The sequence below is a fragment of the Allobosea sp. LjRoot90 genome (assembly GCF_964254315.1).
GTDB lineage: Bacteria > Pseudomonadota > Alphaproteobacteria > Rhizobiales > Beijerinckiaceae > Allobosea.
In genome coordinates this window covers 391,456-405,120 of record NZ_CAXUTF020000005.1, presented here as the reverse complement: position 1 = coordinate 405,120, position 13,665 = coordinate 391,456, and the positions used below count along the sequence as shown (strand labels likewise).

15 protein-coding genes are annotated in these 13,665 nt (G+C 67.2%); 8 read left to right on the top strand and 7 right to left on the bottom strand.

The window, feature by feature from the left end; all coding sequences use genetic code 11:
- Positions 1-14: 14 nt before the first annotated feature.
- The 3 genes from ACSQ3M_RS20505 to rpoH all read left to right on the top strand — a co-directional run bounded on the left by ACSQ3M_RS20505 (position 15) and on the right by rpoH (position 4,001).
- Positions 15-1,682, top strand: coding sequence for a heme biosynthesis protein HemY (locus tag ACSQ3M_RS20505; protein ID WP_436151915.1), 1,668 nt, complete (start codon positions 15-17; stop codon positions 1,680-1,682).
- A gap of 175 nt (positions 1,683-1,857) precedes the next feature.
- Positions 1,858-2,895, top strand: a complete 1,038-nt coding sequence (locus ACSQ3M_RS20500; protein ID WP_436151914.1) for an RluA family pseudouridine synthase — start codon at positions 1,858-1,860, stop codon at positions 2,893-2,895.
- A gap of 209 nt (positions 2,896-3,104) precedes the next feature.
- On the top strand, positions 3,105-4,001 hold the full coding sequence (gene rpoH, locus ACSQ3M_RS20495) for an RNA polymerase sigma factor RpoH (RefSeq protein WP_436151913.1): 897 nt from the start codon (positions 3,105-3,107) through the stop codon (positions 3,999-4,001).
- Here the strand turns inward: rpoH and ACSQ3M_RS20490 are convergent, their stop codons facing one another.
- Positions 4,002-5,060, bottom strand: a complete 1,059-nt coding sequence (locus tag ACSQ3M_RS20490) for a DUF2125 domain-containing protein (RefSeq protein ID WP_436151912.1) — start codon at positions 5,058-5,060, stop codon at positions 4,002-4,004.
- A gap of 140 nt (positions 5,061-5,200) precedes the next feature.
- Between ACSQ3M_RS20490 and ACSQ3M_RS20485 the strand changes: the two genes are divergently transcribed.
- A complete protein-coding gene (locus tag ACSQ3M_RS20485) occupies positions 5,201-5,758 on the top strand; it encodes a gamma-glutamylcyclotransferase (RefSeq protein WP_436151911.1) in 558 nt (185 codons plus the stop codon).
- Between the two features lie 4 nt (positions 5,759-5,762).
- Here ACSQ3M_RS20485 and ACSQ3M_RS20480 read toward each other — a convergent pair whose 3' ends face one another.
- The 5 genes from ACSQ3M_RS20480 to ftsE all read right to left on the bottom strand — a co-directional run bounded on the left by ACSQ3M_RS20480 (position 5,763) and on the right by ftsE (position 9,639).
- Positions 5,763-6,248, bottom strand: a complete 486-nt coding sequence (locus tag ACSQ3M_RS20480; protein ID WP_436151910.1) for a hypothetical protein — start codon at positions 6,246-6,248, stop codon at positions 5,763-5,765.
- A 59-nt stretch (positions 6,249-6,307) separates the two neighbouring features.
- Positions 6,308-7,090 (bottom strand): lysophospholipid acyltransferase family protein, encoded by a 783-nt coding sequence (locus ACSQ3M_RS20475; RefSeq protein WP_436151909.1) that lies wholly within the window; start codon positions 7,088-7,090, stop codon positions 6,308-6,310.
- A gap of 53 nt (positions 7,091-7,143) precedes the next feature.
- The gene (locus ACSQ3M_RS20470) at positions 7,144-7,878 is read right to left on the bottom strand and encodes a YdcF family protein (protein ID WP_436151908.1); all 735 of its coding nucleotides are present in this window, start codon (positions 7,876-7,878) and stop codon (positions 7,144-7,146) included.
- Positions 7,879-8,015: 137 nt separating this feature from the next.
- Positions 8,016-8,993 (bottom strand): cell division protein FtsX, encoded by a 978-nt coding sequence (locus ACSQ3M_RS20465; protein ID WP_436151907.1) that lies wholly within the window; start codon positions 8,991-8,993, stop codon positions 8,016-8,018.
- A complete protein-coding gene (gene ftsE / locus ACSQ3M_RS20460) occupies positions 8,980-9,639 on the bottom strand; it encodes a cell division ATP-binding protein FtsE (protein ID WP_436151906.1) in 660 nt (219 codons plus the stop codon). Before ftsE ends, ACSQ3M_RS20465 begins: the two co-directional genes overlap by 14 nt.
- A gap of 334 nt (positions 9,640-9,973) precedes the next feature.
- On the opposite strand from ftsE, the gene ACSQ3M_RS20455 reads away from it, so the two are divergent.
- The 3 genes from ACSQ3M_RS20455 (at position 9,974) to ACSQ3M_RS20445 (ending at position 11,881) form a co-directional block, all read left to right on the top strand.
- On the top strand, positions 9,974-10,798 hold the full coding sequence (locus ACSQ3M_RS20455) for a zinc-ribbon domain-containing protein (RefSeq protein WP_436151905.1): 825 nt from the start codon (positions 9,974-9,976) through the stop codon (positions 10,796-10,798).
- A gap of 144 nt (positions 10,799-10,942) precedes the next feature.
- On the top strand, positions 10,943-11,503 hold the full coding sequence (gene hpt / locus ACSQ3M_RS20450) for a hypoxanthine phosphoribosyltransferase (RefSeq protein ID WP_436151904.1): 561 nt from the start codon (positions 10,943-10,945) through the stop codon (positions 11,501-11,503).
- Positions 11,504-11,506: 3 nt separating this feature from the next.
- Positions 11,507-11,881, top strand: a complete 375-nt coding sequence (locus ACSQ3M_RS20445; protein ID WP_129159700.1) for a response regulator — start codon at positions 11,507-11,509, stop codon at positions 11,879-11,881.
- 12 nt (positions 11,882-11,893) lie between these two features.
- On the opposite strand, the gene ACSQ3M_RS20440 is transcribed toward ACSQ3M_RS20445, so the two are convergent.
- Positions 11,894-12,364 carry a TspO/MBR family protein gene (locus ACSQ3M_RS20440; RefSeq protein WP_436151903.1) on the bottom strand — a complete coding sequence of 157 codons (471 nt, stop codon included), beginning with the start codon at positions 12,362-12,364 and terminating at the stop codon, positions 11,894-11,896.
- Positions 12,365-12,509: 145 nt separating this feature from the next.
- Between ACSQ3M_RS20440 and ACSQ3M_RS20435 the strand changes: the two genes are divergently transcribed.
- Positions 12,510-13,664, top strand: a complete 1,155-nt coding sequence (locus ACSQ3M_RS20435; RefSeq protein WP_436151902.1) for a trans-sulfuration enzyme family protein — start codon at positions 12,510-12,512, stop codon at positions 13,662-13,664.
- The last annotated feature ends 1 nt before the right edge of the window (position 13,665 follow it).

The following is a 13,665-nucleotide window of genomic DNA, read 5'->3' as shown; positions in this document are numbered from 1 at the left end:
AAGGATAGATCCCGATGGTTCGCGTACTGGTCTATCTCTTCGTCATCGCGCTCGTCGCCATCGGCGCCGTCTGGCTCGCCGACCGTCCGGGCGAGGTCTCGGTCCTCTGGCAGGGCTACAGGATCGAGACCAGCGTCGCGATCGCGGCGATCGGCGTCGTCGTGCTCGCCTTCCTCACTTTGGTCGCCTGGGCGATCACGCGCTTCGTCTTCGGGCTACCCTCCGCCTTCGGCTTTGCGTCGCGAGCACGGCGCCGGGCACGCGGCTTCGAGGCGATCTCGCGCGGCATGGTCGCGATCGGCGCGGGCGATCCCATCGCCGCCGGACGCCATGCCGTCGATGCCCGCAAATTCGTAGCCAATGAGCCGCTGACATTGCTGCTCGAAGCGCAGTCGGCCCAGCTCTCCGGCGATCGCGGCCAGGCCGAGACCGCCTTCAAGGCGATGCTCGACAAGCCGGAAACCCGCGTGCTCGGCCTGCGGGGACTCTTTGTCGAGGCGCGCCGGCGCGGCGACATGACCGCGGCCCGCGCCTTCGCCGACGATGCGGTGCGCCGCTCGCCCTCGCTCGCCTGGGCCAATGACGCCCTGCTCGATTTCCATACCGCCGCGGGCGACTGGCAGGCGGCTCGTACCGCGGTCGAGCGCCGGGCCGCGCTGCGCCTCGCCGACAAGGGCGAGGCCAAGCGCCAGCGCGCCGTCCTGCTCGCAGCCGAGGCGCTCGACGCCAAGGATCGCGAGCCCGAAAAGGCCCTCGCTGCCGCGCTCGAAGCGGTCAAGCTCGCGCCCGGGCTGACACCCGCCGCCGCCCTGGCCGGCCGGATGCTGTCGGAACGCGGCGACATCAAGAAGGCGGCACGATTGCTGGAAGCGGCCTGGAAGCAGGTCTCGCATCCCGACGTCGCCAGCGCCTATCTCGACGTCCGCCCCGGCGACAGCGCCCGCGATCGCCTTGCCCGCGCCGAGACGCTGACGAAGCTGCGTCCGGCCGATCCTGAGGGCGTTTTGGCGCTCGCCGGCGCAGCTATCCATGCCCAGGATTTCGCCCGCGCCCGTTCCACGTTGAAGCCGCTGCTCGCCGGCGGCGCCTCGGTCCGCGCCTGCCTGCTGATGGCCGAACTGGAAGAGGCCGAGCACGGCGCCACCGGGCGCGTCCGCGAATGGCTGGGGCGCGCCACCCGCGCCCCGCGCGACGCTGCCTGGGTCGCCGACGGGCTCGTTTCCGATCAATGGTTGCCGGTCTCGCCAATCTCTGGCCGGCTCGATGCCTTCGTCTGGACCGTGCCGCCGGCGACGCTCGGCAGCCAGGGCGCCCATCTCAACGACGATGTCCTCGCCGATCTCGACGAGCCCTCGGCGCCATTGCTGGAAGGCAAGGCAGAGATCGCGGAGGCAGTGACCGTGCCGGCCCCAGCCGGACTTGCTCCGCCCGCGACGATCGAGCAGCCGAAGGCTGAGGCGAAGCCGGAGCCCAAGGCTGAGACCAAAGCGGAACCGCCTGTCGCGCCGGCTCCGCCCCCGGCCGAGCCTGTCGTCGAGATTGCACCGGTGACGACGAAGCCGGCGTCCCAGCAGGCCAAGCCTGCTCCGGTCATCTTCCCGGTCCCGCACGCCCCCGACGATCCCGGCCCGGAGCAGCAGGCGCCGGGCGAGACCAAGGGTCGTTTTCGGATTTTCAGCTGACGCCACCGGCACGTCATTCTCGGGCGGAGCGAAGCGTAGACCCGAGAATCTCGTGACGAGAAGGCTCCGATCGGAGCCTCTCGCGGCCTGAGATGCTCGGGTCAAGCCCGAGCATGACGCATGATCTCTCGCATCTTCGCGTGCGGTTTTTTGTCCGCCCGCCTATAGACGGCGCATGACCACGTCCGAGATCACCACCTCACAGCTCCCTGCAACCGAACTCGTCATCGAGCCCGAGCAAGCCGGCCTGCGCCTCGACAAGGCGCTCGCCCTGCTTGGCGGCGAGGTTTCGCGCGCCCGCCTACAGCAGGTGATCAAGGAGGGCGGCGTCAGCGTCGACGGCGCTGTCGTCGTCGATGGCAGCCGCAAGGTCGTCGCCGGCCAGCGCCTCTCCCTCGTCATGCCCGAGGCCAAGCCCGCCGCGCCGATCGGTCAGGACATCCCGCTCACCGTCGTCTTCGAGGACGAGCACCTGATCGTCATCGACAAGCCGGCCGGGCTCGTCGTCCATCCCGCCGGCGGCCATGAGGATGGCACGCTGGTCAACGCTCTGATCGCCCATTGTGGCGAGAGCCTCTCCGGCATCGGCGGCGTGCGCCGGCCGGGCATCGTCCACCGGCTCGACAAGGACACCAGCGGCCTGCTCGTCGTCGCCAAGAACGACAAGGCCCATCGCGGCCTCGCCAAGCAATTCGCCGACCATGGCCGCACCGGACCTCTGGAACGGGCCTATCTCGCTGTGGTCTGGGGGTCGCCACGCCGGCAGACCGCCACGATCAATGCTCCGATCGAGCGTTCCAACCGCAATCGCGAAAAGATGATGGTGGTCGGCGAAGGCCGTGGCCGCGAGGCGATCACCCATATCGAGCTGATCGAGCGCTACCCGCCCTTATTGCGCGGTCATGAAGAGGTCGAGGCGCTGGCAAGCCTGGTCGAGTGCCAGCTCGAGACCGGCCGCACTCACCAGATCCGCGTCCATATGAGCCATATCGGCCATCCGCTGCTCGGCGACCAGCTCTACGGCTCCGGCTTCATGACCAAGGCGAGCCGTTTGCCCGAGCAAGCCCAGGCCGCGCTCGCCGATCTCGGCCGTCAGGCGCTGCATGCACGCCTGCTCGGTTTCGAACATCCGGTCACTCGCGAGGAATTGCGCTTCGAGTCGGAACCGCCGGCGGACTTTGCACGTTTGCAAGCCGAGCTCTCGATCCTGTGACGGATTTTTGCTGCGCTGCCCACTTTCCGCCACCCTCGCATCGTCTATACTGCGCTGCGAAAGCGGATGGCTAAAGGGGCGCCGCTTAGGGTGTGCAGCAGGCAACTGGACGGGAGTCGTCGCCTAGGCAGCACATCGGATGATCCTGCCCGATGGAACATCGGGTGGTTGGCTCGCCGCAGAGCGGGGGCCGGAAAAGGAGAACGAGCATGGCGATTGCGTCGTTGCCCGTCATGTCCGCAGAGGGCGGACTTTCACGTTACCTGGACGAGATCCGTCGGTTCCCAATGCTGGAACCGAACGAGGAATTCATGCTGGCCAAGAGCTGGCGCGAGCGTGGCGACCGCGACGCGGCCCATAGGCTCGTGACCTCGCATCTGCGCCTTGTCGCCAAGATCGCCATGGGCTATCGCGGCTACGGGCTGCCGATGGGCGAGGTCGTGTCGGAAGGCAATGTCGGCCTGATGCAGGCGGTCAAGCGCTTCGAGCCCGACAAGGGCTTCAGGCTCGCAACCTATGCGATGTGGTGGATCAAAGCCTCGATCCAGGAGTACATCCTGCGCTCCTGGTCGCTGGTGAAGATGGGCACCACCGCCAACCAGAAGAAGCTGTTCTTCAACCTGCGCAAGGCCAAGAGCAAGATCTCGGCGCTGGGCGAGGGCGATCTCAAGCCGGATCAGGTCAAGACCATCGCGACCAAGCTCGGCGTCAACGAGCAGGACGTGATCGATATGAACCGCCGCCTCGGCGGCGATGCCTCGCTCAACACGCCACTGCGCGAGGACGGCGAAGGCGAATGGCAGGACTGGCTGGTCGACGACAGCGAAAGCCAGGAGCGCCGGCTCGCCGACTCCGAAGAGAGCGACAACCGCCATCTTGCCCTGCGTGAGGCGCTGGGCGTACTGAACGATCGCGAGCGCCGCATCTTCGAGGCCCGCCGCCTCGCCGAAGATCCGATCACCCTGGAGGAGCTCTCCGAGGAGTTCGGCGTCTCGCGCGAGCGTGTCCGCCAGATCGAGGTCCGCGCCTTCGAGAAGGTGCAGGATGCGGTCAAGAAGGCGCTGGTGAGGATCGAGGCGCCGCGGGCCGCCCTGCCCGCGGCCTGATCAGTAGAGCGGCAGCAGCGGCTGCAAGGGCAGCCTGAGCGGCCCGAGGAAGACCCTGCCCTCGCGCAGGACCAGCGGCGGCAGCGGCGAAAGCCCTGCCGCCGTATTGCCTTGCATGCCATCCCCGCCACGTCCACCGAACAGGGCGCCGAGGCCTGCCGCCAGGCCACCGACCTTGATGCCAGCGATGCGATCGACGCCGGCGACTGCGGCCGAGACCTTGCCAGCCGGCCGATGGGCCTCGTCGAGCGCAACCAGGCCGCTGGCCTCGAGCCGCGCCGGCCCCTTTGTCAGCACGAGCTTGGTCACGTCGAGCCCACCACCGGAGGTGCGCCAGGCTTCGAGCGCATCGGGATTGAAGCCGCGTCGGAAGGCAGGAGCCCGCGACAGGCTGGCCTGCAGGTCGAGATCGGCGAGCTGGCCGTTGCCGATCAGCACTTCCAGCGCCGGCAGCACGCCACCCTTGGCGTTGACGGCGAGATCGACCGTACCCTCACTGGCGAAGCGTTGCGGATTGGGCCGCAGATGTATCTCAGTGACAGTCGCCCGCCAGGTCTCGGAGGCGGCCTGTCCGGGTTCGGTGACGGTCAGCACCGGCTCGCCCAGCATCAGCGAAAAGCGCTCGAAGGCGAGCCCGCTGAGATGCAGGCTGGCCGCGAGCCCCTTCCAATCGAGGGTGGCCTTGCGCCCTTGCGGCAGGTTGGCCAGCATCGGCCCGGTCATCTGCAGGATGATGTGACCGGGGGTCCAGACCTGCGCGACCGCGACCGCCTGGCCGGCATCGACCTTGACCTCGTCGCCCCAGCGCGAGGAGGTCAGCGTCAGGCTGGCGCAGCGCACTTCGATGCGGAAAGGATAGCCGCCGACATCGCGCTCGCGGCACGTCCAGTTGCGTCCGGCGCGGGCCTCGCGAGCGATGCCGGCATCGAGCTCCTGGTCGACCTTGCTGCGCGCGAAGCCCCATATGCCCGACCAGCCGGCAGCGAGCAGCGCCAGCAGCACGAAAGGCGCGTAGAGCCAGAAGCGGCTGTGCCGGCGCACGCGCGTGGTATCGGACATGCGCAGAGGCTCCATTGCGAAAATCTCGGCAGATTGATAGCGACCGGGGCCGCAACGCGCCAGCGTTGGCGGTGGTCGCCAGCAACGGATCGCGAACGCCCTCTGTGGCGAGGCAAGCAGGCTAAATTGTGAGGGACGGGATGACGGCGCCGCTTCCGCCGGAAGATCTCTGGGTGTTCGGCTACGGCTCGCTGATCTGGCGCCCGGGCTTCCCCTTCGTCGAGCGCGCCGGCGCGCGCCTGCATGGCTATCATCGCGCGCTCTGCATCTATTCGCATGTCCATCGCGGCACGCCGGAAGTGCCGGGGCTGGTGCTCGGTCTCGATCGGGGCGGCATCTGCCGCGGTGTCGCCTTCCGCGTTCCCGCCGAACAGGCCGAAGAGACGATCGACTATCTGCGCGCCCGCGAGCAGGCGACCGCGGTCTATCTCGAACGCCGGCTTGCTTTACGGCTCGACGATGGCCGGCGCCTCCATGCCGTCACCTACATCGCCGACCGTGCGCATGAGCAATATGCCGGGCGCCTGCCGGAGGCGGCGGTGCTCGCGCTGGTGCGTCAGGGCAAGGGCGTCTCGGGCGAGAACCCGGACTATGTCCGGCGCACCCACGAGCATCTTCACGAGATGGGCATCCATGACCCGCTGCTCGCCCACCTCGTGGCCGAGCTCGACAAGACGCACCAGACGGCGCCGACCTGAAAGCTTAGACCTCCGGCATCAGATCGCAGAGCGCGGCGCGGCGGCTGGCACTGTCCTCGGCGAGCAGATGGACATGGATCTCGCTGGCACCGGCCATGGCGACAGCATCGCGCCAGCGCGTCAGCGCCGCATCGATGCCGAACGGCCCACTGTCGCGCGCAGCGACGATCTTGCGATCGGGCGAGACCGCCAGCAGCACCACGTCGCTGAAGCCGAGGGCATGCCCGTCCTGGACGGCGAAGACCGAAGCGACATAGCGCCGGCCCGAGCGGCCGCGCCAGGCGGTGAAGCGACGCTCGGCCAGATGGGCGGTAGCGCGCAACGGCATCTCCCGCACCTGCCCCGGCACGACCTCATCGTCGCCGAATGGCGAAACGGTGCGCTCCACCTTGGCGGGTTGCAGGGCCTCCAGCAGGTTGAGCTGGCGCGGCATCTTGTCGATCGACCGGTTGCGGTCGAATGGGAACCGGGCTCGGGCGAGAGCAGCCATATTGTTCCTCCTTTGTTCTAGAACAAAATCGGAACACTCCCGACCTTTGTCAAGGCCGATCAGGCGCGGGGCTGAGGCTCCTGCCGTATACTGACAGGAGGAGGCACGCCAAGCCGCTCGAGTTCGGCAAGGCCGTCTGCCAGAAGCCGGTTGCTCGCCGTCTCGATCTGCTCCTGCAGCAGCGCGTGGAACGCCATCTTTTTCATGCCGGGCGGAATCGCCGGCAGTATCTCGACGCGGATTGTGCCGGGCCGCTTGATCAGGCTGCGGCGTGGCCAGAACAGCCCGGCATTGAGCGCGACGGGCACGCAGGGCAGGCCGAGCTCGGTGTAGAGATGGGTGACACCATATTTATAGGCCGGCTCGGCACCAGCGGGGCGGCGCGTGCCCTCGGGAAAGATCATCAGCTGCCGGCCGTTCTCACCGAGCTCGATCTTGGCGCGCCGCGTCACCTCCTGCAGGGCGCGGCTGCGCGCCCCGCGGTCGACCGGGATCATCCTCAATTTGATCAGGCACCAGCCGAAGAAGGGCAGCCAGGTCAGCTCGCGCTTGAGGATGTAGACGGGATTGCGGAACACCGTCACCAGCGCGAAGGTTTCCCAGGTCGACTGGTGCTTGGCCGCCATGATGATGCCGCCCGGCGGAATGTTCTCAGTTCCAACGATCTCGCAACGCGTGCCGACGATCACCCGCATCAGCCAGAGCGAGGTCCGTCCCCAGCTCACCGCGATCTTCAGCAGGAAGCGCCGCGGCAACACCATCGTCACCATGGCCGCGAGCAGCCAGAATGCGAGGTTCAGATAGAAGGCGACGTTGAACAGGAGCGAGCGGATCAGCAGCATGGTCCGCAAGAACCCCGACAGCCCGAATGCGTCAAGAGCCCTCTTGCATCGGGTCAGGCCCCGCGTGCCGGCGACGCCGCCCGCGAACGCTTGTCGTGCTCGGGGCCGATCTGGTCGCCAGGCTTCGGCGACACGGGCTTCCGCCCACCGATGATCACGGAAAGACGCGAGGTCTCGGGATCCGTCTCGAGCTTGCTGCGCACGCCGGCGACGAGATATTTCAGGTATTCCGGCACCAGCAGGCGGATCGCGTGCCAGTCGCGCCACCAGCCGGCGACGTCGACCTGATCGGTCACCACCGGATGCGGCACGAAGCGCACGCCGGGCATCGCATGCTCGAGTTCGAGCAGCGTGCGCGGCATGTGGTAGTTCGAGGTCACCACCAGCAGCGAACGGAAATCGTGACGCCGGACCCAGCGCCGCGCCTCGATCGCGTTACCGATCGTGTTGCGGGCGCGATAATCGAGATCGACACAGCAGGCGAGCGCCTCACGTGCTGTCGGATTGAGCTTGGCCAGTTCGTCGCGCCCTGTCTTCTCGTTGACGCCGCTGATCAGCAGGCGTCGCCCGCGATCGGCATTGAGCAGGCTGATGGCGTCACCGATCCGCTGCGCTCCACCGGTCACGACGACGATCGCATCCGTCCTGGGCGGCGAGCCGGCTTCTGTCACCGACAGGGCGGTGGCAAACCTGACGTAGCCGACGGCCAGGCCAAGACCGCCGGCGAAGCACGACCAGAACAGGAAACGACGAAGGAAGCGGCGCCGCGGAGAGACGTGCGTCGTCATCGGTCGCAGGGCAGCCGGGCTGTCCTCAACATGGGGAAGATGGCCTTGCCGGGTTCCAAGCAGCACCATGACGTTCAGGAACTAACCGCCCAATCGGGCACAATGACGGCACTCTCACAACTCCGCCGCGCAGCGAGTCAGCTCATTGCCCGCAGATAATGCCGCACCGTCAGGCGCGAGACGAGTCCCGCAATCGCTGCGACCACCGCCGCGACGAGCACGACGGCCGCATAGCCCGACCAGCCGATCTCGAAGGCTCCGAACAGGGCCTGCAACTGATCGGCTTCCGGCGTCGCGCTCCAGGCCGAGGACAAAAGACCGAGCAGCGCGATCGCCAGGATCGCCGCCAATCCACCGGCTGCGCCGCCACGCAGCCCCAGCGCGACGAAGCGTGTCTGGAACTCGCGGGCGATGAACTCGTCGGTCGCGCCGACGAAATGCAGCACCTCGACCGAATCGCGGCTGCCCGCCATGGCGCCGCGCGTGGCGAAGGCGACGGCGAGTCCGGCCGCCACCAGCACGAGCAGCACCACCGCGACGCCGGCTAGGATGATGGTGCTCGCCATGGTCGAGAGGCGGCGTACCCAGAGCCGGTGGTCGTCGAGCGTCGCGCTCGGCACTTCGCGCCGGAGCGCCTGGCCGAACGTGACGAGATCGTTGGCGACGGCCGAGGAAAGCCGAAGCACGATCAGCCGCGGCACCGGCAATTCGACGAGATCGAGCCCCGCACCGAGCCAGGGCTCCAGCAGCTTGTCCGATTCGGCGCGTGGCATCGGCCGCGCTTCGGCGACGCTCGGCACGGCTCGGGCGAGTTCGACCGCGCGCGCAATGTCCTGCTCGATGTTCCGGCGTGGATCGGGCCGGACCTGGATCGTCATCTCGTTGGCAACCGCACCGCGCCATTGCTCCGAGGCGCGAGCGGCAAGCAACGCTGCTCCTGCACTCAGAGCCGCGAGGAAGGTCAGGATGGCGATGACGACGACGAGCGCGCGCCCCGCGACCGAATCGACCGGCACCAAGGGCTGGTCGCGGCGCAGGCTGGCCGGCAGCCGCTGACCGGCGCGCGGCCGCTCCTCCTCCGCATCGTCCATATCGAGAGGCTCAGGCATCGACATGCAGATGCCCATCCGCCAGCACGAGGCGCGGTGCGTCGTAGAGCTCCATCAGGGCGATGTCGTGGGTCGCGATCACCACGGCAGTGCCCAGCGACTGCAACTCCATGAAAAGCCGGAGCAGCCGCCGGCCAAGACCGGGATCGACATTGCCGGTCGGTTCGTCCGCGAGCAGCAGTTGCGGCCGGCTGATCAGGGCGCGCGCGATCGCGGCGCGCTGCTTCTCGCCGCCGGAGAGGACGGCGGGCACCGCATGCATGCGCTCGCCGAGCCCGACCCAGCGCAGCAGCTCGACGACCTCGGCGCGATAGCTCGCCTCCTCCTTGCCGATGACGCGCAGCGGCAAAGCGACATTCTCATAGACCGTCAGATGGTCGAGCAGCCGGAAATCCTGAAAGACGACACCCATGCGTCGACGAAAATCGGTGAGCGTGTTGGCTTCGAGGCGCGAAACGTCCTGGCCAAACAAATTGACCAGGCCGCGCGTCGGCTTGAGCGCCATCAGGACCAGCCGGATCAGCGTGGTCTTGCCGGCTCCAGACGGCCCGGTCAGATACTGGAACGAGCGCGGCGCAATGCTGAAGTTGATATCCTTCAGCACCTCCGGCCCCATCCCGTACCGCAACCCGACATTCTCGAACCGAACCAACGCCGCTCCTCTCGCTCACTCACGTCCGAATCGTGACGGACAGTTGCCAAGCCGGCGCGATCCTACACCCAGACGATAGCCCCGCGGGAAGCGCCGAACGTGTTTTCCTCAATCGCGCAGCGAGTCCACCTCGTTCGGCCTGCACGGCAAGCGCACCGATAATGCACTCGTGGCCCCAAGCTGAGAGCCGGCTTTACGCGACGTTAACCATAAATCGACCCTATGAGGCGTGGAGTCGCATACCGCTTCCGCTTCTGCTTGCGTGAGGCGGCGAGAGGATCAGGCTCCGCATCGATGTCTCGCGGATGCCGCACGGAGCGACCGTTTCTGGGCCATGCTGATCGTCTGCCCCAACTGCGCCAGCCGATATGAGATCGCCGAGGCCAAGATCGGGACCGGCGGCCGCAAGGTGCGTTGCGCCAGTTGCCAGACGACCTGGCAGATCGAAGCGCCGCGGGCTGACGAATTGCGACCGACGAACGACATCCTGCAATCCGATCTCGATGCCGCGATTCCGGACCTTCCCACCGCTCCCAGCCCCGAACAGACCGCCGCCGAGCTCGAGGAGGAACTGCGCCACGCCGGCGAGATCGATGCCGACATCTCAGCGGTCGCAGCCGAAAGGGCCGAGTTTCTGCCGCCCGACGCAGCGCAGCCGCCCCCTCCTCGGAAGCGGAGCTGGGCTAGCGCCCGCAACCCGCTTGCGCGCCTGCCATCGGCTGCCGCGAGCGTCCTCGTGGTGGTCGGCATCGCCATCCTCACGCTCGGCGTCTGGCAGCGCGAGCGCGTCGTCCTGGCGATGCCGCAATTTGCCGCGCTCTACGCGAAGATCGGCCTGCCGGTGAACGTGCGTGGTCTCGCCTTCAGCGCCGTGGAAAGCGAGTTGGTCCAGGACCCACAAGGGCGTTTCCTGGTGGTCACGGGCGACGTCACCAACATCACCAAGGGCGCGGCCAAGGTGCCGCCGATCACGGTGACGGTGCAGGCCGAGGACGGCAAGGTGCTCTATAGCTGGACAACGGAGCCACCGCGCGCATCGCTCGAATCGGCCGAGTTGATGCATTTTCGTGCCCGCCTCGCCTCGCCGCCCGAGAACGGCCGCTCGGTCCAGTTGCGCTTTGGCGCGAATAGCCCCAACGGCATCGCCGCTCTCTACTGATTTCCCACACCTGGTTTCCCGACTCCTGGCCCCCGACCGCTTCAATTGTCGGCGCATGGACGCTATGACTGAGACCTAACAATCTGAGCCCGCGATCACGGGGCTGCGCGGGCACGGGCCTGCGCCGAGAAGGAACGGTCGTCGATGTCCCAGCCCCAGCGTATCCGCGTGCTTTACGACGAGGCGGCGATCGCCGCCCGCAATGCCGAAATGGCTGCCGAGATCGCGGCCAATTCCGGCGAGGACCTGCTCGTCGTCGCGGTGCTGAAGGGCAGCTTCATGTTCGTCGCCGACCTGATTCGGGCCATGCATCGCACCGGCATGACCCCGCAGGTCGAGTTCGTACATCTCTCCAGCTATCGCGCCGCCACCATCTCATCCGGCCAGGTCGAGATCCTGCGCGACGTCCAGAGCGACGTCCGCGGCAGGCAAGTGCTCCTCGTCGATGACATCCTCGAATCCGGCCGCACCCTCGCCTTCGCCAAGGACCTGCTCGCCGCGCGCGGCGCCGCACGCGTCTCCACCGCCGTCCTGCTCGAGAAGCCGGCCAAGCGCGCCGTCAATATCCAGGCTGACTATGTCGGCTTCGAATGCCCCGACTATTTTGTCGTCGGCTACGGCATGGACGTCGCCCATTCCTATCGCCAGCTGCCCTATGTCGGCGTCATCGAGACCGCCGACCAGGCCGGCCTGCCGGGGATCTGAACGATGTCGCGCATCCTTGTGGTCGACGACGAAGAGAGCCTGCGCTCGCTGGTCGCGCGTGGCCTTGCCATGGACGGGCACGATTGCCTGACCGCCGGCGACGGCGCCGAGGCGCTCGACATCCTGATGGCCGAGCAAGGTCATTTCGATCTGCTGCTCACCGACATCCGCATGCCGTTGATGGACGGAATCGCGCTGGCGCTCGCCGCCAAGCAGCAATTCCCCGACCTCACCATCATGCTGATGACCGGCTATGCCGAGCAGCGCGAGCGCGCCAAGAGCCTCGAGACGATCGTCGCGGAGGTGATGACCAAGCCCTTCACCATCGCCGAACTGCGTGAAACGGTGCTCCGCGTGATCGAGCGCTCGATCGGGTGAGGGCTCGCTGGTTCAGCGATTCAGCCACCAGATCGACGCGTTGAGCAGGCTCGCGAACGAGACCCAGGCGAGATAGGGGATGAACAGGGCCGCGGACAATTTGTCGCCCAGCCCTGCGAAACACCGCATCGTCCAGACCATAGCCACCAGCAGCAACGCGATCGCGACGAGCCCGCCCGCCGGGCTGTTCAGCCCGAAAAACACGCAGGACCAGAGCATGTTGAGCGCAAGCTGGACGTGGTAGGCGAGCAGCGCCTGCGCCCTGCCCGGCGTGCCGTTCGGCAGGCGCAAGACGCGAAAAGCCGCCAGCGCCATCAGTGCGAACAGAAGCGTCCAGACCGGCGCGAACAGCCAGTTCGGCGGATTGAAGGACGGCTTGGCGAGGCCGGCATACCAGCCGGGGATTTGCGGCACCGTCACCGCGCTGCCAATCAGCGAAGCCGCCACGACCGGCAGGATGGCAATGAGGGCGGCAAGCCACACTACCGGCTGACGGCTGGCGCTATCTGTCGATATGCTCATGCGGCGAGAATGGGGTGCATCTGCGCTCCGGGCAAGACGAGCCCCTTGCACTGCAGCAATCATAGTGAGATGAATCGTCTCTCATAGTAGAAGCACTGGATCGATCATGACCGCGCGCCCACTGCATCCCCGTTCGCTCGCTGCGCAGGCGATGGGCAAGATCGATCCGCTGACCAAGGCGGTGGTGCCGCCGATCCATGTCTCCACCACTTATATCCGCGACGAGGACAACGCCTATTCATCCGGCTTCATCTATGGCCGGCCGGACAATGAGACGGTGCACGAGGCGCAAGCCGTGCTCGCCATGCTGGAGGAGGCCAAGGCCGGCGCCCTGCTGTTCAGCTCAGGGATGGCGGCGGCGACCGCCGTGTTCCAGGCGCTCTCTCCTGGCGATCATGTCGTCGCCTCCAAGGTAATGTACTGGGCGCTGCGTTCCTGGCTGCTGACCGAGGCGACGCGTTGGGGGCTAAAGATCGATTTCGTCGAGAGCGACGATCTCGCCAAGCTGAAGGCCGCCGTGAAGCCCGGCGTCACCAAGCTGGTCTGGATTGAAACGCCATCCAACCCGCTCTGGACCATCACCGACATTGCCGGCGCCGCCGAGATCGCCCATGCGGCTGGCGCCAGGCTCGCGGTCGACTCGACCTGCGCCTCGCCCGTGCACACCCGCCCGCTTACGCTCGGCGCCGACATCGTCATGCATGCCGCGACCAAGGTGCTGAACGGCCATTCCGATGTGATCGCCGGCGCGCTCTGCGCCCGGCAGGACGACGATTTCTGGGCGCGCATCAAGACCGTGCGCAAGGGTCAGGGCGGCATCCTCGGCCCATTCGAGGCTTACCTGCTGATGCGCGGCATGCGCACACTCCATGTCCGGCAGGAGCGCCAGTCAGCCTCGGCCATGACCCTGGCGCAAAAGCTTTCCGCCCACCCGCTGGTTTCGCGCGTGCTCTACCCCGGCCTCCCGCAGCATCCCGGGCACGACATCGCGGCGCGCCAGATGGAGGGCGGTTTCGGCTTCATGTTCTCGGTCCAGGTCACCGGCGGCGAGGCGGCGGCGATCAAGTCGGCCGCGCATGTCGAACTCTACAAGCGCGCCACCTCGCTCGGCGGCGTCGAGAGCCTGATCGAGCATCGCGCCTCGATCGAGGGCGCCGGCTCGCCCTGCCCGCCAGACCTGCTGCGCCTCTCGACCGGCATCGAGGATGTCGACGATCTCTACGCCGACCTCGACCAGGCGCTGAAGTCCGGGCACCGCTGAC